The organism is Brevundimonas sp., assembly GCF_027484365.1.
Classification (GTDB): Bacteria; Pseudomonadota; Alphaproteobacteria; order Caulobacterales; family Caulobacteraceae; genus Brevundimonas.
The window spans coordinates 45988-62732 of sequence record NZ_JAIXTC010000006.1 but is presented as its reverse complement, the minus strand read 5'-3'; the positions used below and the strand labels follow the sequence as shown (position 1 = coordinate 62732).

Genomic DNA, 16745 nt, shown 5'->3' with positions numbered 1-16745 from the left:
GGATCCTCCGTCGCGCAGGGCGGCTCTCATCGGGCCGAGGTCAGGCAAGGCCCCCTGGGCCACCACGGCATAGGGCGGCACCTCGCCGCGCGTGATCTCGCCGGTGGCCCGGTCGACGACCATCGAACCCTCGCCCACATAACCAACACTTGGGAGGGCGCATCACGATCGCGCACTCGGCGTTCGACCGCGGTGCGCTTTCAGCCGCATGTGCGTTTCACAGCAAACCAAACATCGAGACGCGTCGGCTCGATAGCGTGAAGGTCGCGAGGCGCGCGTGGCCTGAGCTCGAAAGCCATCGCTTGAACGCGCTCGCTTCGCATCTCGGTCTTGAGCTCAAACACCACGACGCATTGAGCGAGGCGCGGGTAGCCTTGCGGCAGATAATGTTGGTTCTGGCCCGACGACATGCGTGCACCTCAAGTCGCTGCTTGCCGCCCCATCTATGCTTTCGCCTTCTGAGTCGTGCCTAGACATGCCTTCTGGAATCTCTGACCCGCAAATTTACCAAGCCAGCGCGTTCTGGATGTCAGTTGCCAATGGGAATCCCATTTCCATAAAGCAGACCATCCAAGGAAGAGAAGCGACCCGACCGGAAGGCATCCCACGTGGGACCCACGACCGAGCCCAGCCGTAAGGTACGTCCGCCTTAGGTCGAGCCTAGGCCCTATGGGAAGGATGGTGCCGCTTAGGTGACTCGAACACCTGACCCCCGCATTACGAATGCGATGCTCTACCAGCTGAGCTAAAGCGGCCTGTCGGCGGAAGACGTGAGGTCTCGGCGACGGAAGCGGCTCTTTATACGTTGGCCCCCGGCTTGCCAAGCGCTGCGAGGAGGGCGTCTTCGGTCGGGGCGGCGGCGATGCGGACTTCCGCGAGCCCCGCGACCGTCAGGGGCCTTGCCGCAGCGTCAGAAATGGCGACGGCGATGCGGCTCGCGACCCCGTCTGCCGCCAGGCGATCCGCCAGAACCTGTCCGGCGCGGGGGGAATGGATCAGGACCGCGTCCCAGGGGTCCGGCGCCGCAGCCCCGGTCTCCACGGATTCGTAGACGGCGAGGGCCGTGACCCGGGCGGCGTCCCCGACAAGGGCGGCGAGGTCTCCGGCCGGTTCGGCGGCGCAGGGGTGGAGGATCGAAAGGCCGGCGCCCTCGGTCCGGATCAGGGCGGCCAGGGCGTGAAGGTCGCCGCCGGCCGAGCGGACGTCGCGGAATCCGGCCTCGCGGGCCGAGGCGGCCGTGGCGTCGCCGACGGCGAAGACCGGCACGGATGGCGGACCGGAGCGCCCTGAGAAGACGGTCACGGCGTTGCGGCTGGTGAAGGCCAGGGCCTGGACCCCGGTCAGGTCGGGGCGGGCGTCGAGGGGGCGGATCGCCAGCAGGGGGACCACGAGGGGCGTGAAGCCGAGGGCGGACAGGCGACCGGCGGTGCGGTCGACGCCGGGCCGGGCGCGGGTGACCCAGACGCGGCGCAGATCGCTCAAGGGACCGGGACGGTCTGGTCGCCCGCCGCCAGATGGACCTGATGGCCCAGCTGTTCGCCGAGGGCGCGGGCGGCCTCGATTCCCTCGACTACGGCCAAGGTCCCGGCGCGACGCCAGCGGGCCGTGCCGTCGGGGGCCAGCATCTCGGTGGTCAGGGTCAGGTGGTCGTCAGCGATGATCGCATGGGCGCCGACGGCCGTGCGGCAGGAACCTTCCAGCGCCACCATGGCCCCGCGTTCGGCAGCGATGGCCAGGGCCGTGGGGGCGTGGTTCATCGCGGCGACCCAGGCGTGGTCGGTGTCGCCCTCGCGGGTCTGCAGCGCCAGGGCGCCCTGGCCCGGGGCGGGCAGGAAGGCGTCGGCGGACAGGTAGTCGCGCACCGCGTCCGATCGGTCCAGCCGGTTCAGCCCGGCGGCGGCCAGAAGGATGGCGTCGAACTCGCCCTCGGCCGCGCGGCGCAGGCGGGTGTCGATGTTTCCGCGCAGCATCTCGATCCGGAGGTCGGGACGCAGGGCCAGGGCCTGGGCCTGACGCCTCAGGGAGGCGGTGCCGAGGCGGGCGCCGTGGGGCAGGGCGTCGAAACCGGCGAAGTCGCGGCTGATGAAGGCGTCGCGGGCGTCCTCGCGTTCCGGAATGGCGGCCAGGGCCAGGCCGGGCGGCTGTTCGGCGGGAACGTCCTTCATCGAATGGACGGCGATATCGATGCGGCCGTCGAGCAGGGCCTCCTCGATCTCCTTGGTGAACAGGGCCTTGCCCCCGACCTCCATCAGGCGGCGGTCCTGGATCCGGTCGCCTGTGGTCACGATCTCGACCAGCACCACCTCGGTCAGCGGCAGGTCCATGGCGGCGGCGATGGCGCGCTGCATCATCCCGGACTGGGCCAGGGCCAGGGCCGAACGACGGGTGCCGATACGGATGAGGGGAGCCATTGAGTTGCGCGGGTCCGATGGGGTCGCTACCTCGACCCGATGAGTATGGGCGCGGACTATAGCAGCGAGACTGGACCGGCAACCGACCTGACCGTTCTGGGGCTGGAGACCAGCTGCGACGAGACGGCGGCCTCGGTCGTGCGGCTGACTCCGGACGGGACGGCGACGGTCCTGTCGTCGGTCGTCCACTCCCAGATCGACGACCATGCGGCCTATGGCGGGGTCGTGCCGGAGATCGCGGCGCGCAGCCATGTGGAGATGATCGACGGCGTCGTACGCCGGGCCATGGCCGATGCCGGTCTCGGCTATGGCGAGCTGGACGGGGTCGCGGCGACCGCCGGTCCCGGTCTGGTCGGAGGTGTCATGGTGGGGCTGGGGTTCGGCAAGGCCGTGGCCCTGGCGCGCGGCCTGCCGCTGGTGGCCGTGAACCATCTGGAGGGGCATGCGGTCTCGGCGCGGCTTGGGGCGAAGGTCGACTATCCCTTCCTGCTGCTGCTGGTCTCGGGCGGGCACTGCCAGCTGCTGGAGGTGCGCGGCATCGGCGACATGAGCCGGCTGGGAACGACCATCGACGATGCGGCCGGCGAGGCCTTCGACAAGATCGCCAAGGCCATGGGGCTGGGTTACCCCGGCGGGCCTGCGCTGGAAAAAATGGCGGAGGGCGGCGACGGCTCGCGCTTCGACCTGCCGAGGGCGCTCCTGGGACGCAAGGACTGCGATTTCTCCTTCTCCGGGCTGAAGACGGCGGCGTCGCGGCTGGCCCAGACCTGCGAGACGGATCAGGACCGGGCCGATCTGGCCGATGCGGTCCAGAACGCCATCGCGCGCCAGCTGTCCGAGCGGTCGGACCGGGCCATGGCGGACTATGCGGACAAGCATGATCACCGGCTGTTTGTCGTGGCCGGCGGCGTAGCGGCCAACCGGACCGTGCGGCGGGTGCTCGAGGCGACGGCGGCGAAACGCGGCTTTTCCTTCCTCGCGCCACCCATGGCCTATTGCACCGACAATGCGGCGATGATCGCCCTGGCGGGGGCGGAACGGCTTCAGCTGGGGCTGGTCTCGGACATCGATGCGCCCGCCCGTCCACGATGGCCGCTGGACGCGGCGCGCGCCCTGTCCGATCCTGTCCATCCGACCGGGCGCAAGGGCGCCAAGGCCTGAAGGCGTGGGGACAGCGTCATGGAGCATGAGCAGGTCGAGGTCCGGTCGCGCGCAGCCCTTCGGCAATGGTTGAGCGAGAACCACCAGCGATCCGGCAGCATCTGGCTGATCACCTGGAAGAAGCACACCGACCATCACGTGTCGTGGGACGACGTCGTCGAAGAGGCGCTGTGCTTCGGATGGATCGACAGTCAGCCGCGCAAACTGGATCAGGACCGGTCCATGATCCGGCTGTCGCCCCGCAAACCGGGCAGCGGCTGGTCCGGAGTCAACAAGGCGCGGATCGAGGGCTTGCTGGCAGAGGGGCTGGTGGCCCCGCCCGGGATCGCCGCGATCGAGAGCGCCAGGCGGGACGGGAGCTGGACGGCTCTGGACGGCGCGAGCCGTCTGTCCGTCCCCGATGATCTCGTGACCGCCCTGGACGCCCATCCCGGGGCTGCGGAACACTTCGACGCCTTTCCGCCGTCCGCGAGGCGATCGATCCTCGAATGGATTGCAACGGCGAAGAGAACCGGGACACGGGCAGAGCGCGTCAATGAGACTGCCCGACTCGCCCAGCTTGGCCAACGCGCCAATCAGTGGTCCAAGCGGTAAAGTGACACGAGGGAACCCGCCTATGGAATTTCGCACCGCAGGGGTCATCGGCGCCGGCGCCTGGGGCACGGCCCTGGCCCTGGTCTGCGCGCGCGCCGGGCTGGACGTCATCCTGCAGGCGCGCGAGCCCGAGGTGGTCGAGAGCGTCGCCAACCGCCGAATCAACGAAGCCTTCCTGCCCGGCGTGGTGCTGGACGACCGGATCTCGGTGACGGCGGAGCTGGGAGCCCTGGGCGCCTGCGATCTCGTCCTGGCCGTGCCGCCGGCCCAGTTCATGCGTTCGACGCTTGACGCCTACGCCCCGCACCATCGCGAAGGCGCGCCGATCGTACTCTGCTCCAAGGGGATCGAGCGCGGCTCGCTGAAACTGATGACGGAGGTCCTCGCCGAGACGATCCCGGATGCGCCCGCCGCCGTCCTGTCGGGACCCAGCTTCGCCGCTGACGTCTCCAAAGGCCTGCCGACGGCCGTGACCCTGGCCTGCGCGGACGCCGTGCTCGGCGAGGCCCTTATGGAGACCCTGTCGGGTCCCGCCTTCCGCCCCTATCTGGCCACCGACCTGATCGGGGCCGAGGTCGGCGGGGCGATCAAGAACGTCCTCGCCATCGCCTGCGGCCTGTCCGAGGGACGTCGTCTGGGCAAGTCGGCCCATGCGGCCCTGATCACGCGCGGGTTCGCCGAGATGACCCGGCTGGGCGTGGCCCTGGGCGGTGAGCCGGAGACGGTCGCGGGGCTGTGCGGGCTCGGCGATCTGGTCCTGACCTGTTCGAGCCCGCAGTCGCGCAACATGAGCCTGGGCCTGGCGCTCGGCGAAGGCCAGACCATCGAACAGGCTTTGGCCGGCAAACGTTCGGTGGCCGAGGGCTATGAGAGCGCGCCGGCGGTACGTGAGCTGGCGCGCCGGATGGGGGTGGAGATGCCGATCTGCGAGGCGACGGCGGCGCTGCTGGCCGGGGAATCAACGGTTGACGCGATGATCGAGGGACTGCTGTCGCGACCGCTCAAGGCCGAGCGGCAATGACGGAGACGGCCCCGGCCGAGCGCAAACGGGTCTGGACCACGCCGCCGAATGTGGCCCTGTGCGCTCTCGACGACATCGCCGAGCCCGGTTCGCGCGGCTTTGTCCTGCAGATCGGCGAGGCCTTCTTCCACGGCTTCGTGGTGCGAAAGGACGGCGAAGTGGCCGGCTGGGTCGACCGTTGCCCGCATCAGGGCTTCCCGATCGCCATCGAGATGGACCGTTACCTGACGCCGGACGGCGCGCTGATCCTGTGCGGCTGGCATGGCGCGGTGTTCGAGCCACTGTCGGGCGCCTGTGTCGGCGGGCCCTGCGCGGGCGGAAAGCTGACGCCCTGGCCGGTGAGGGTCGAGGGCGGGATCATCCGGACCGCCGCCCCCGACTGAAGGCGATCAGCCCTTTTCGTCGCCGCCGAAGGCTTCGTCGACCTCGTCTTCCTTGATCCGCTTCGACGGATCGCCGGGCTGGTTGAGGTTCTGTTCCTCGGTGCCGTCGCCCAGCATGCCGGGGTGTTTGTCGGTCTCTTGGGTCTTGGGGTCGGCCATGATGATGGCTCCAGTTGCTGACCCGGAATCAACGTGCCGCGAAGCTCGGCCGTTCCCTATTTCTTCAGCCGTTTCGCATTGGCCACCGCGGCGGAGTGGATCGGCTTCAATGCATCGGCCTGGGCCTTCAGCAATTCGGTGTTGAGGGTCAGCATCTGGCCCGCCGCACGGCCCCACCAGGCGACCGCATAGCTGTAGTGGGCGGCCGCTGCGGCCTGGGGCGAGCCGGCGGCGGCGATCGCCGAGGCGGCGCTCCGGGCGTGGCCGACCTCGTCCATGGCCGACTTCGAGACCCGGGCGGCGAGATCGCCCAGATTGCCGGCGACGGCGGCGGCTGATGCGCTCAGGGCCTCGACCTTTTCCGTGCTCATCAGGTGCATCTCGGCCATGTCGGCCTTCATCGGATTGGCCAGGCCTTCGGCCATGATGGCCAGACGGGCCGCGATGACGTCGGAGGCCGCCCGCATCATCTCGCCGCCGTTTGCGGCGGTGGTCGCCGCCGACCGGGCGTTCTTCGCCGCGCGCTTGCCGTCGCGGATCGTCTTGTCGAGCAGGGTCATGGAACGGGCTTGGGCTCCTTTGATCAGCCGGGCAAGACTTCATCGGCGAAGGCCGTCACGTCGCGGATCAGGGCGGGCACGGCCGCGTCGATGATTCGCTGACCCTTCTCGGGCGACGCCTGGGCCGGATCGGAGCCGATACGGCCGTCGGGGAAGCGGGCGCGGTAGTCGAGGGCGTCGCGAATCGGTCCGCTGGGCGCAATCTTCGGTGTGTATTCCGCCGTCTTGATCCGGTCGGGGTAGGCGGCCTGGGTCACCGCGATCTCGGACGGGGTCGCGTGCATGCCGTGGCCGGTCGGGAAGATCTGGTTGCACAGGCTGTTGATGCCCGGCAGGTCCCACCAGTTTCGCAGCTTCAGCACGAAGGGCGCGCTCTCCTCGACGAACGACCATTCGGCATAGAGCTCCGAGAAGGTCGCCTCGATGGTGGCGACATTGCCGCCGTGGCCGTTGAGGAAATAGATCCGCTCGAAGCCGTGGCGGCTCAGCGACGACACCCAGTCGGTGATGGCGGCCATGAACGTCGAGGGACGGAGCGAGATCGTCCCCGGGAAGGCCAGGTGATGCTGGGCCATGCCGATGTTGAACGTCGGGGCGACGACCAGACTGTCGTCGGTCTTCTCCGCCGCATGGGCGATGATCTCCGGGCACATCCAGTCGGTGCCCAGAAGGCCCGTCGGGCCGTGCTGTTCGTTCGAGCCGATCGGCACGATGACGGTTTTCGTCGTCTTCAGGCGCGCGTCGATTTCGGGCCAGGAGGAACAGGCGATCAGCATTTCAGGCACTCCGAAGGGAAAACTTCGTGTCCATACGCCCGGTCGGTCAGGGCGCGAAAGCCCGGATGAAGCGCTCGGCCGTCTCGCGGGCGCGGAGGGAATGGTCGATTTCGGGTTCATCGATGCCGAGGATGCCGCGCAGATAGCCGTGTCCCATGGTCATCCCGGTGAACATCTCGGCCGCCGTCGTCGTGTCGGGCACGCGCAGGGCGCCCCGGGCATCCTGCTCGGCCAGCCACAGCCCCAGGCGTCTCAGGCTCTCGCCCGGCCCGGCGTGATAGACGGCCTGGGCCAGGTCCGGGGCCTGGGGCGAGATCAGGGCCACCCCGCGCATGGCCGCACGGCCCTCGGCTGTGCACAGCTTTTCGAGCATGGCCTGAGCCAGGGCGGTCAGGACATCGACGGGTTCGCCGCCGGTTCGCAGGGGCGCCGTGATGGCGTCCGAGCGGCGCTCGGCCATGGCGCGGCCGATCTCCACCTTGGAGGCATAGCGGTTGTAGAGGGTCTGTTTCGAGACCCCCGCGCGGCGGGCGATCTGCTCCATCGAAGCGGCCGCGCCCTTTTCCGAAAACAGGGCCATGGCGGCCTCGAGGATGGCCTCCGACTTCTTCTCGTCGATCTGACCGACAACGCGGGGCATCAGTGGAGATCCGCGGGCGGAGGCGCGCCCGTGCCCGGCTTCACCGGCCGGGCCAGCAGGGTCAGGAAGGCGCAGGCCGCGCAGCCCAGGGCCAGGATGGCGAAGGCGTCGCCGAAGGCGAGGGTCATCGCCTGACGTTGAAGGAGGCCGTAAACCGCCTTCAGCGCCGCCCCTTCAGGATCGATCGAGCCCGACATCATGGCGGCCATACCGGCCAGCATCTCTTGCATCGGGACGCTGGTTTGCGGGATGGCCTGGGTCAACTCGCTCATGTGCAGAGCGGTGTTGGTGGTCAGGGAGGTGTTCAGCATGGCCAGACCGAAGGCTCCGCCGACATTGCGGAACAGGTTCACCAGGCCCGAGGCGTTCTTGACCATATGCGGCGGCAGGGTCGACATGGTCACCTGCTGGGCGGCGATCATGGCCAGCATGACGCCTGCGCCGCGCAGGGCCTGGACCCCGGCGAACTCCCAGAAGCCCCACTCCGTGGTGACGGCGTGGGCATCCCACATGCCCCAGGCGCACAGCATGAAGCCGCCGAACATCAGGAGCCGCAGGTCGACGGCGCGCACCAGCCGGCCGGCGAACGGTCCGGTCAGGAACATGGCGAGGCCCGAGACCACCATCGTCGTGCCGACTTCGGCCGGTGAATAGTCCCGAACCCGCGCCAGGAAGAGCGGCAGCAGGAAGGTGCCTCCGAACAGGGCCGCGCCGACCGTGAAGGTCATGATCACGCCGACGAGGAAGTTGCGATTGTTGAAGGCCCGCAGCTCGACGACCGGGTTGTAGTAGACCAGTGAGCGCCAGACGAAGGCCGGACCGCAGAGACCGGCCACCACCGACAGCAACAGGATCTGATCGTCCGCGAACCAGTCGTTCTTCGATCCTTCCTCGAGCACGAACTGCATGCTCATGAGGAAGGTGGCCATCAGGCCCAGACCCAGCCAGTCGAAGCCCTTGGACAGCGACGGGTCCCCCTTGTCGAAATTGGCGTAGCGCCAGACCAGGAAGAAGGACAGCAGGCCGAACGGCACATTGATGAAGAACAGCCAGCGCCAGCTGAGCATCTCGGTCAGGTGACCGCCCAGGGTCGGACCCACGGTCGGGGCCAGGGTGACGATCAGGCCGATGAAGACCGAGGCGGTCACCCGCTTCGACGGCGGGAAGGCGGTGAAGGCCACGGCGAAGACGGTCGGGATCATGGCCCCGCCGACAAAGCCCTGGATGGCCCGGAAGAAGATCATCACCTCGACCGAGGACGACAGACCCACGGCGATGCTCATCAGGACGAAGCCGCCGCAGCTGAACAGGAAGACCTTCTGTGTGCCCCACAGACGCGACAGATATCCCGACAGCGGGATCATCACGACCTCTGGGATCAGATAGGCGGTCTGGATCCAGCTGATCTCGTCGGCCGAGGCGCCGATGCCGGACTGGATCTGCGGCAGGGAGGCGGCGACGATCTGGATGTCCAGGATGGCCATGAACTGGCCGATGACCATCCCGGCGAAGCCGAGGATCAGGACGGTCCAGTTGATCTTGGGCTCAGCCACCGTCGGAGCCGAGCCGCCGATGACGGCGGCGGTCATTGTTCGCTCGCGGTTCCGGCGTCGGCGAGGCGGGTCTGGCCCGTGGCGGCCTCGGCGAACGAGGCGCCGCCCTCGCTCTTGAGATCGACCCTGACCTCGACGGACAGGCCGGGCCGCAGGGCGGCCCCGCCGTCGGCGCGGTTGACCAGGATGCGCACAGGGATTCGCTGGCTGATCTTGGTGAAGTTGCCGGTGGCGTTCTCGACCGGGATCAGGGCGAACTCCGAACCGGTGGCCGGGGCGAAGCTGTCGATGCGGCCGGTCAGGTCCATGCCGGGGAAGGCGTCGGCCTCGATGTGAACGGTCTGGCCCAGACGCAGGCGACCCAGCTGGGTCTCCTTGAAGTTGGCCACGACATAGGTGTCGCCCAGCGGCACCAGCGACAGCAGCTGGCCGCCCGGACGGACGTACTGGCCGGCACGGACGCCGCGGGCGCCGACGACCCCGGCGGAGGGGGCGCGGATGACGGTGCGGTCCAGATTGGTGCGGGCCTGTTCGACTGCGGCGCGCGCCTGGTCGACGGCGGCCAGGCTCTGTTGGCGGGTCGAGCCCAGCACGCCGGCGGTGCGCTGTTCGGCGACGAGGGCGGCCTGGGCCTGGGCGACGGAGGCGGCGGCGGTCTGGGCGCCGGCCGTTTCAGTCTCGATCCGCTGCTGCGAGACCCAGCCCTGACGCTGGAGGGTCGTGTAGCGGTTGACCTGGGCCTGGGCCAGATTGGCCTGGGCGCGGGCCTGGGACACGGCGGCGGCGCGCGACGCGATCAGCGCCTCTTCCTGGGCGGCACGGGCATCGACGTTGTCGACGGCCGCGAGCAGGGCGGCCAGATTGGCCTCGGCGGCGGCCAGCCGGGCCCGGGCGTCGGCATCGTCGAGCCGGACCAGAATTTGTCCCGGCTGGACCCGCTGGTTGTCGGTGACCAGAACCTCGGCGACATAGCCGTCGATCTGGGGGCTGACCAGGGTCACATCGGCCTGGACGAAGGCGTTGTCGGTGGTCTCCCACCGCTGCTTGTTCTGCCACCAGACCCCACCGCCGATGATCAGGCCGATGGCGACGACGCCTCCGACGATCAGCGGGAGGCGTTTCTTCAATGCGGGTGCGAGGGCCATGTTTGCTGGTCTCTGGGATGGGCGTCGGGGAGGACGGCAGTAAAATGGACCCAATCGTCCAGAAATCAATCCCCTTGCGACGCGGCGTGAACACGTCATGTTTCGCGCTGTTCACCCTGTCCCCCGAGCGACTTCATCTCCCTTCCCTCCTCCATCGATGTGGCCGTGATCGGCGCCGGCGCCGCAGGGCTATCGGCCGCGCGTCGGCTGGCGCGTGCGGGCGTGGCCTTGGTGGTGCTGGAGGCCCGCGACCGGATCGGCGGGCGGGCCCATACGGTGGCGCACGAGGGGATGCCGATCGACCTCGGCTGCGGCTGGCTGCATTCGGCGGATCAGAATGTACTCTGCCGTCTCGGGCGCGACGCCGGCTTCACCATCGACGAGACCCCGCCGCCGTGGCGCCAGCAGGCCTTCAACCTCGGAATCACGGCCGAGGAACAGGCCAGGTTCGGCGAAGCCTGGGCCGCCTTCGACCAACGGGTCACCGAGGCGGCCAAGGCGGGCGACGACCGTCCGGCGGCTCATCTGTTCGACCCGGACGAGCGCTGGAACGCCCGGATGGACGCCATCTCCGGCGCCTTGAACGGGGCGAAATTCGCCGAGGTCTCGACCCTGGACTACGACGCCTACGAGGACACGGGCGTCAACTATCGGGTGACCGAGGGCTACGGGACCCTGATCGCCTCGCTCGGGGAGGACGTCCCGGTGGTCCTGAACTGCCCGGTCGAGCGGATCGACCGGTCGGGTGCCCGGCTGACGATCGAGACGGCCCGCGGCGTGATCGAGGCCCGGTCCGCGATCCTGACCCTGCCGACCTCGGTGCTGGCGTCGGAGGCCGTGCGGTTCGACCCGCCCCTGCCGGACCTGGTCGAGGCGGCGGCCGGCGCGCCCCTGGGACTGGCGACCAAATTGCATATGGCCGTCGAGGGCGCAGAGGACTTTCCTGCGGACAGCCAACTGTGGGGCCGCACCGATACGGCCCAGACCGGCGGCTATCATCTGCGGCCGTTCGGACGGCCGATCATCGAGGGCTATTTCGGCGGCGACCTGGCCTGGGGGCTGGAGGCGCAGGGCGAGGCGGCCTTCTTCGACTTCGCCTGTTCGGAACTGGCCCATCTGCTGGGATCGCGGTTCCCGGGGCGGCTTCGAGTTCTGTCGACCTCGATGTGGGGCGCCGAGCCGTGGTCGAGGGGCGCCTATTCCCACGTTCTGCCGGGACTGGGTGATCGGGAGACCGGGGCCCGTGCGGGTCTGGCGCGACCGATCGAGGACCGGATCTTCATCGCCGGCGAGGCGACGTCGCGGGGCTTCTACGGCACCTGCCACGGTGCCTGGATGGAGGGCGAGCGGGCGGCGGTCGAGGCGATCACGGCCCTGGGGATCGACCCCCGACTGTCCGCCCCCGGTGCGCGCTGAGGGTGGCCGTGACCAGGAAAACCGGCAAGCCGGCCGTGCCCGCCCGCAAGCCGGGCAGCGTCATGACGGGCGCGCCGATCCCGATCTTCGCCTTTCCGCCGGACGAGGATCGCGTGGAGGAGATCTTCACCCGGCTGGCCCGCGTCATGCCGGAGCCGAAGACCGAGCTGAACTTCACCGACCCCTTCACCCTGGTCGTCGCTGTGGCCCTGTCGGCCCAGGCGACCGACGTCTCGGTCAACAAGGCCACTGACAGGCTGTTCGCCGTCGCAGACACGCCGGAGACGATCCTGGCGCTCGGGGAGGAGGGGCTGGTCCCCTTCATCGCCTCGATCGGCCTCTATCGGAACAAGGCCAGGAACGTCATCGCCCTGAGCCGGATCGTGCTGGAGCAGCACGGCGGGGTCGTGCCCCTGAACCGGACGGATCTTCAGGCCCTTCCGGGCGTGGGCCGCAAGACCGCCAGCGTGGTCCTGAACGAACTGGGCATCGAACCGGCTATCGCCGTCGACACCCATGTCTTCCGCGTCTCGCACCGGCTGGGCCTGGCCAATGCCGCGACCGCCGACAAGGTCGAGGATCAACTGCACAAGGTCGTGCCCGGGGCCTTCCTGTCCAAGGCCCACCACTGGCTGATCCTGCACGGCCGCTACACCTGCACGGCCCGAAAACCGAACTGCGCCGGCTGCATCATCAATGACCTGTGCCCATCGCGCGGGTTGATGGCAGTGGCCTAGGCGCCGCCCGGCAAGGATGGTCTATCGGGAGGGAGGACGGCGCGGCCGTCGGAGACCCTGCGCATGACGACCGAATCGACCCTTCCCGATCCTGACCGCGGCCACCTGCTGCGTGTTCTCGGCGTGACCTTCGGGATCGCGGTGGTGGTCGGCGGGGTCATCGGCCAGGGCATATTGAGGACGCCCGGCGTGGTGGCATCGGGCGTTCAGAGCCCGGCCTGGATCATCGCCCTGTGGGCCCTGTGCGGCCTCGTCGCCTTCATCGATTCCATGTCGACCGTCGAGCTGGCCGCCTCGATCCGCCGGACGGGCGGGCCCTACGCCTTCGCGCGTCGGGCCTTCGGCTCGCTGACGGGTCTGGCGGTCGGGGTCTGCGACTGGCTGGGCAACATGGGCGGGATCGCCTTCATCGCCGTGGTCTTCGGCGAATATCTGCATCGTCTGGGCGTCCTGACCGCCTTGCCGATCGGCGTGCTGGCCCTTGTGGCCGTCATCACGGTGGGCGGTGTCCAGTGGCTGGGCACCCGGGTCGGGGGCCGGTCGCAGGAGATCGGCAGCGCGATCAAGGCCGCCCTGTTCGCCGTCCTCATCGCAGGCCTGTTCTTCGCGCCCCGCGGCGCGCCTGTCGCGACCGTGGTGGAGCCGGCGACCGCGGTCGCCCTGACCTTCGCCGGCATCGTTATGGCGCTCCGGGCCATCACGGGCACCTACTACGGCTGGAACGGGGCCGCCTATTTCTGCGAGGAGGTGGTCGATCCCGGCCGCAGCATCGCCAAGGCCACCTTCTCCGGCATCGCGGTGGTGACGGTCATCTATGTGCTGGCCAATCTCGCCTATCTGAACGTCCTGACCCCGGAGGAGATGGCCGGGTCCAACCTCGTCGCGGCGGATGCGGCGGGACGGGTGTTCGGCGCGGCGGCGGGGCCGGTCGTCACGGCCGTCAGCCTGATCTCGCTGGTGACGATCCTGAACGCCATGGTCATGGTCTTCCCGCGCGTCCTGTTCGCCATGGCGCGTGAGTATCAGGTGCCCGGCCTGTCGGCGGTGGCCGCCAACGGCACGCCGCGCCTGGCCCTGATCGCCACGGTCGTGACCGGGGGACTGCTGGCGACGATCGGCGTCTATGAGACCCTGCTGGTCTTCTCCACCGCCCTGCTGGCCCTGATGAGCGTTCTGGTGAACGCGGCGGCCGTCGTCATGCGGGTGCGCGAGCCGGACCTGGCGCGGCCGTGGAAGATGCCGCTCTATCCCCTGCCTGCGGTCATCGCCCTGATCATCAACGCCACCCTGTTCGTGGTCTTCGTGGTCGAGGATCCCGTCACGACGGCCAAGGCCTTCGGGGCCCTGGCCGTTCTGATCGTCGTCGCCTGGTTCGTTACGCGCCGGACGCCAGCCTCGACCTGACCGCCTCGGCGAACAGGCGGCCGCCGTCCGGCGACTGCGACAGATAGAAGTCGGGCTCGACCAGTTCGGCCTCCATCAGTCGCCATCCGTCCGGAGACTGGACCATGTCGATGCGGGCGTAGAGCAGGGGCTCTGCGATCGCCGCCAGCACCCGTTCGGCCAGGGCGACGGCGTCGGCGGGCGGCTCGGCCACAGGGGCATAGGTCCCGCCGTACTGGGACTGGATGCGGAAATCCCCGGCCTTCGCCGTCTTGATCACGGCGTGGCTGAACCGGCCGCCGAAGAACAGCAGCGACAGTTCCCCCTCCGCCACCAGCTCCGGCAGGAAGGGCTGGATCATGGCCGCGCCGTCTGGGGCGTCGACCAGAGCTTCGCCGCGCGAAATCTTCACCGTCTTCCAGGCCCCGCCCGAGACGGTCGGCTTGACCACCAGGGTGTCGGTTCCGAACCGGTCGAAGGCGGCCTCGACCTCGGCCTGATTGACCTGATCGCTCCAGGCGGTGGGCGGAATGGCGATCCCGGCCGCTGCCAGACGCCGGAGATAGGCCTTGTCGGAGTTCCAGCCGAGAACCGAGACCGGGTTGGCGATCTTCACGCCCGCCTCGCCCCACAGTTTCGTCGCCGCCAGCCAGTCGGCGTGGCGCTCGTAATAGCCCCAGGTCAGGACGCCGAGCACCAGCGGATAGTCGATCAGGCCTGAGGCGTCCCCGACATGGTCGGTCCAGGCTGTCGGGACGGCCGTCACATCGGCCATGGCCAGCGCCTCGGACAACCGCTCCAGCACGACGGGCCAGTGGCTCTTGTAGGCCGGATCGTCGGCGGCCGGCGTCAGGATGGCGATCGGGGTCAGGACGGGTTCTCCAGCGAGGAACAATCGCCGCTCAGGGCCTGCGATCCTTGCGCCGCCCGATACCCCAATTCGCGATTGCCCGAAGTCGAAATCAGATAGGTCAGGCTCCGTTGCTCGTCCGGTCCGGCCTCGACGACCCAGGCCTCGATCCGCCCGTCAGGTGTTCGCACGGTCTCTCGCCCCGTCACGCGTACCGAAAAGGTCCCGAAGCCCTTGTCGTACTGCCAGTAAGGCAGGCTGAACTCGGCGCCTTCCGCCAGAGGCAGGGCGGCGAAGGTCTGGCCGAAGAGGTTGCCCTCCCACACCGGCCCGGTCAGGGGCACGTCGATCGGGGTGGAGACGCCGTTCTCGATCCTCTCGCCGGTGATCCGGTCCGGTCCGTAGGCGAGGCGCACATGGACCTGGCCCTGACGCGTATTGACCAGGGAGATCGGGCGGAGGCTCGCCGCCTCCAGCACAAACTCGTCGCGCATGTCGAAGGCGCCGCCGTTGACCGACTGATGCACCACGACCCGCAGCACGGCCTGCCCGTTCACCGTGTCCCTTTCCACCGTCTGCCAGGTCACGCCGATGGGGCGGGAGGCGCCGTCGCGGGCCATCGCCAGGGTGAAGCATTTCCGCTCTTCGCTGAGACGGCCGCCGTCGGGGACGATGGCCGGGGCGGCGGTCTGGAGCGCCAGAACGGCAAGCAGGGGCAGCATGGCGATCTCCCGTGGAATGGGCGTCGATCTTGCGAACCGTCGGCCCTGCGGCAAGTGAAGCTTCGGTAACCGGGCTCTGGCGCACGGCGTTCCGGCCCGCTAAGGGGCGGCCCATGACCCAGAACACCGCCACCTATGACGTCTGCGCCGTCGGCAACGCCATCGTCGACGTCCTGTCGCCGTGCGACGACGCCTTCCTGATCGCCCAGTCCCTGACGCCCGGCTCGATGCAGCTGGTCGACGAGACCCAGAGCGCGGCCCTCTATGACGCCATGGCGGCGGGCGTGGAGGCCTCGGGCGGCTCGGCGGGCAATACGGTCGCGGGCGTCGGCTCCTTCGGCGGCCGCGCCGCCTATGTCGGCAAGGTCGCGCCGGACACCCTGGGCGAGGTCTTCAGCCACGACATCCGCGCCTCGGGCGTCCACTTCGACACCCCGGTTCTGGAAGGCGGCGCCGGCACCGGCCGCTGCCTGATCAACGTCACGCCGGACGGCCAGCGCACCATGTGCACCTTCCTCGGTGCGGCGAACCAGCTGGGGGTCGAGGATATCGACGCCGACCTGATCGGCTCCAGCGCCATCGTCTATCTGGAAGGCTATCTGTTCGATCCGGCCCCGGCCCGCGCCGCCTTCGAGGCCGCCGCCGCCGCCGCCCACAAGGCCGGCCGCAAGGTCGCCATTACCCTGTCTGACACCTTCGTCGTCGCGCGCTGGCGCGCCGAACTCCTGGCCTTCATCGAGGCTTCGGCCGACATCGTCCTGGCCAACGAAGGTGAACTGGCCGCCCTGTTCGAGACCGAAGACTTCGACGCCGCCACCGCGCAACTGGCCTCAATGGTCGAGGTCGCCGCCATTACGCGAGGCGAGCACGGCTCGGTCATCCTCTCGGGCGACGAGCGCGTCGCGGTCGCCGCCTGTCCGGTCGACAAGGTCATCGACACCACAGGCGCCGGCGACCAGTATGCCGCCGGCTTCCTGCTGGGCGTCGCGCGCGGCCTGACGCTGGAGCAGTCCGGCAAGCTGGGCTCGCTGGCGGCCTCGGAAGTCATCGCCCACTGGGGGCCGCGCCCGATGGTCATTCTGGCCGACCTGGCCGCTGAAAACGGCCTGACCCTGACCCCCTAGGGGGTCCAGACTCCGAATTCAGAGTCCAGATAGTCCGTTGAGTCCGGATGCGACCCGGACAGCACTGTGATGTCAAAGACCGGCCCGCACTCTATCACGGCGCCGGACAG

18 protein-coding genes and 1 tRNA gene are annotated in these 16745 nt (G+C 69.1%); 8 read left to right on the top strand and 11 right to left on the bottom strand.

Annotated elements, in window-relative coordinates; all coding sequences use genetic code 11:
• Positions 1-679 precede the first annotated feature (679 nt).
• From Q0044_RS01810 to hemC, 3 genes are all read right to left on the bottom strand, one after another.
• Positions 680-755, bottom strand: a tRNA-Thr gene (locus Q0044_RS01810).
• A gap of 43 nt (positions 756-798) precedes the next feature.
• Entirely contained in the window at positions 799-1482 is a 684-nt protein-coding gene (locus Q0044_RS01805; protein ID WP_298158749.1) for a uroporphyrinogen-III synthase, read from the bottom strand.
• Positions 1479-2411, bottom strand: coding sequence for a hydroxymethylbilane synthase (gene hemC, locus Q0044_RS01800; RefSeq protein ID WP_298158746.1), 933 nt, complete (start codon positions 2409-2411; stop codon positions 1479-1481). Before hemC ends, Q0044_RS01805 begins: the two co-directional genes overlap by 4 nt.
• A 39-nt stretch (positions 2412-2450) precedes the next feature.
• Between hemC and tsaD the strand changes: the two genes are divergently transcribed.
• Genes tsaD through Q0044_RS01780 form a run of 4 tightly spaced genes read left to right on the top strand, consistent with a single transcriptional unit; the run spans position 2451 to position 5570 of the window.
• Positions 2451-3572 carry a tRNA (adenosine(37)-N6)-threonylcarbamoyltransferase complex transferase subunit TsaD gene (gene tsaD, locus Q0044_RS01795; protein WP_298158744.1) on the top strand — a complete coding sequence of 374 codons (1122 nt, stop codon included), beginning with the start codon at positions 2451-2453 and terminating at the stop codon, positions 3570-3572.
• An 18-nt stretch (positions 3573-3590) separates the two neighbouring features.
• Complete coding sequence (locus Q0044_RS01790; protein WP_298158741.1) at positions 3591-4166, top strand: YdeI/OmpD-associated family protein; 576 nt, start codon at positions 3591-3593, stop codon at positions 4164-4166.
• A 22-nt stretch (positions 4167-4188) separates the two neighbouring features.
• Entirely contained in the window at positions 4189-5187 is a 999-nt protein-coding gene (locus Q0044_RS01785) for an NAD(P)H-dependent glycerol-3-phosphate dehydrogenase (RefSeq protein ID WP_298158739.1), read from the top strand.
• Positions 5184-5570: a Rieske (2Fe-2S) protein gene (locus Q0044_RS01780; RefSeq protein ID WP_298158737.1), complete on the top strand. Its 387-nt coding sequence runs from the start codon at positions 5184-5186 to the stop codon at positions 5568-5570. The genes Q0044_RS01785 and Q0044_RS01780 overlap by 4 nt, the downstream gene beginning before the upstream one ends.
• Positions 5571-5576: 6 nt before the next feature.
• Here Q0044_RS01780 and Q0044_RS01775 read toward each other — a convergent pair whose 3' ends face one another.
• The 6 genes from Q0044_RS01775 to Q0044_RS01750 are packed head-to-tail and all read right to left on the bottom strand — an operon-like array spanning position 5577 to position 10403.
• Positions 5577-5729, bottom strand: coding sequence for a hypothetical protein (locus Q0044_RS01775; RefSeq protein ID WP_298158734.1), 153 nt, complete (start codon positions 5727-5729; stop codon positions 5577-5579).
• Positions 5730-5785: 56 nt separating this feature from the next.
• Complete coding sequence (locus Q0044_RS01770; RefSeq protein WP_298158732.1) at positions 5786-6289, bottom strand: phasin family protein; 504 nt, start codon at positions 6287-6289, stop codon at positions 5786-5788.
• Positions 6290-6312: 23 nt separating this feature from the next.
• A complete protein-coding gene (locus tag Q0044_RS01765; protein ID WP_298158729.1) occupies positions 6313-7065 on the bottom strand; it encodes a creatininase family protein in 753 nt (250 codons plus the stop codon).
• Positions 7066-7111: 46 nt separating this feature from the next.
• Positions 7112-7705, bottom strand: coding sequence for a TetR/AcrR family transcriptional regulator (locus Q0044_RS01760; RefSeq protein WP_298158726.1), 594 nt, complete (start codon positions 7703-7705; stop codon positions 7112-7114).
• Positions 7705-9294, bottom strand: coding sequence for a DHA2 family efflux MFS transporter permease subunit (locus Q0044_RS01755; RefSeq protein WP_298158723.1), 1590 nt, complete (start codon positions 9292-9294; stop codon positions 7705-7707). The genes Q0044_RS01760 and Q0044_RS01755 overlap by 1 nt, the downstream gene beginning before the upstream one ends.
• Positions 9291-10403, bottom strand: coding sequence for an HlyD family secretion protein (locus tag Q0044_RS01750; RefSeq protein ID WP_298158720.1), 1113 nt, complete (start codon positions 10401-10403; stop codon positions 9291-9293). Before Q0044_RS01750 ends, Q0044_RS01755 begins: the two co-directional genes overlap by 4 nt.
• A 165-nt stretch (positions 10404-10568) precedes the next feature.
• On the opposite strand from Q0044_RS01750, the gene Q0044_RS01745 reads away from it, so the two are divergent.
• The 3 genes from Q0044_RS01745 (at position 10569) to Q0044_RS01735 (ending at position 13960) form a co-directional block, all read left to right on the top strand.
• Complete coding sequence (locus Q0044_RS01745; RefSeq protein ID WP_298158717.1) at positions 10569-11819, top strand: flavin monoamine oxidase family protein; 1251 nt, start codon at positions 10569-10571, stop codon at positions 11817-11819.
• Positions 11820-11881: 62 nt separating this feature from the next.
• The gene (nth, locus tag Q0044_RS01740; RefSeq protein WP_298158755.1) at positions 11882-12556 is read left to right on the top strand and encodes an endonuclease III; all 675 of its coding nucleotides are present in this window, start codon (positions 11882-11884) and stop codon (positions 12554-12556) included.
• Between the two features lie 63 nt (positions 12557-12619).
• Positions 12620-13960: an APC family permease gene (locus Q0044_RS01735; RefSeq protein WP_298158714.1), complete on the top strand. Its 1341-nt coding sequence runs from the start codon at positions 12620-12622 to the stop codon at positions 13958-13960.
• Here Q0044_RS01735 and Q0044_RS01730 read toward each other — a convergent pair.
• Together Q0044_RS01730 and Q0044_RS01725 are read right to left on the bottom strand one after the other, a co-directional pair.
• Positions 13932-14834 (bottom strand): ATP-grasp domain-containing protein, encoded by a 903-nt coding sequence (locus Q0044_RS01730; RefSeq protein WP_298158711.1) that lies wholly within the window; start codon positions 14832-14834, stop codon positions 13932-13934. The two genes, Q0044_RS01735 and Q0044_RS01730, sit on opposite strands and share 29 nt — an antisense overlap.
• Positions 14807-15511: a DUF3108 domain-containing protein gene (locus tag Q0044_RS01725; protein ID WP_298158709.1), complete on the bottom strand. Its 705-nt coding sequence runs from the start codon at positions 15509-15511 to the stop codon at positions 14807-14809. The genes Q0044_RS01730 and Q0044_RS01725 overlap by 28 nt, the downstream gene beginning before the upstream one ends.
• Positions 15512-15624: 113 nt before the next feature.
• Here Q0044_RS01725 and Q0044_RS01720 point away from each other — a divergent pair, with 113 nt between their 5' ends.
• Positions 15625-16635, top strand: coding sequence for an adenosine kinase (locus Q0044_RS01720; RefSeq protein WP_298158706.1), 1011 nt, complete (start codon positions 15625-15627; stop codon positions 16633-16635).
• The last annotated feature ends 110 nt before the right edge of the window (positions 16636-16745 follow it).

Coding starts and splice junctions, on each gene's coding strand:
- hemC (WP_298158746.1), bottom strand. CDS start 2,411: ATGGCTCCCCTCATCCGTATCGGCACCCGTCGTTCGGCCCTGGCCCTG.
- tsaD (WP_298158744.1), top strand. CDS start 2,451: ATGAGTATGGGCGCGGACTATAGCAGCGAGACTGGACCGGCAACCGAC.
- Q0044_RS01790 (WP_298158741.1), top strand. CDS start 3,591: ATGGAGCATGAGCAGGTCGAGGTCCGGTCGCGCGCAGCCCTTCGGCAA.
- Q0044_RS01785 (WP_298158739.1), top strand. CDS start 4,189: ATGGAATTTCGCACCGCAGGGGTCATCGGCGCCGGCGCCTGGGGCACG.
- Q0044_RS01780 (WP_298158737.1), top strand. CDS start 5,184: ATGACGGAGACGGCCCCGGCCGAGCGCAAACGGGTCTGGACCACGCCG.
- Q0044_RS01775 (WP_298158734.1), bottom strand. CDS start 5,729: ATGGCCGACCCCAAGACCCAAGAGACCGACAAACACCCCGGCATGCTG.
- Q0044_RS01770 (WP_298158732.1), bottom strand. CDS start 6,289: ATGACCCTGCTCGACAAGACGATCCGCGACGGCAAGCGCGCGGCGAAG.
- Q0044_RS01765 (WP_298158729.1), bottom strand. CDS start 7,065: ATGCTGATCGCCTGTTCCTCCTGGCCCGAAATCGACGCGCGCCTGAAG.
- Q0044_RS01760 (WP_298158726.1), bottom strand. CDS start 7,705: ATGCCCCGCGTTGTCGGTCAGATCGACGAGAAGAAGTCGGAGGCCATC.
- Q0044_RS01755 (WP_298158723.1), bottom strand. CDS start 9,294: ATGACCGCCGCCGTCATCGGCGGCTCGGCTCCGACGGTGGCTGAGCCC.
- Q0044_RS01750 (WP_298158720.1), bottom strand. CDS start 10,403: ATGGCCCTCGCACCCGCATTGAAGAAACGCCTCCCGCTGATCGTCGGA.
- nth (WP_298158755.1), top strand. CDS start 11,882: ATGACGGGCGCGCCGATCCCGATCTTCGCCTTTCCGCCGGACGAGGAT.
- Q0044_RS01735 (WP_298158714.1), top strand. CDS start 12,620: ATGACGACCGAATCGACCCTTCCCGATCCTGACCGCGGCCACCTGCTG.
- Q0044_RS01725 (WP_298158709.1), bottom strand. CDS start 15,511: ATGCTGCCCCTGCTTGCCGTTCTGGCGCTCCAGACCGCCGCCCCGGCC.
- Q0044_RS01720 (WP_298158706.1), top strand. CDS start 15,625: ATGACCCAGAACACCGCCACCTATGACGTCTGCGCCGTCGGCAACGCC.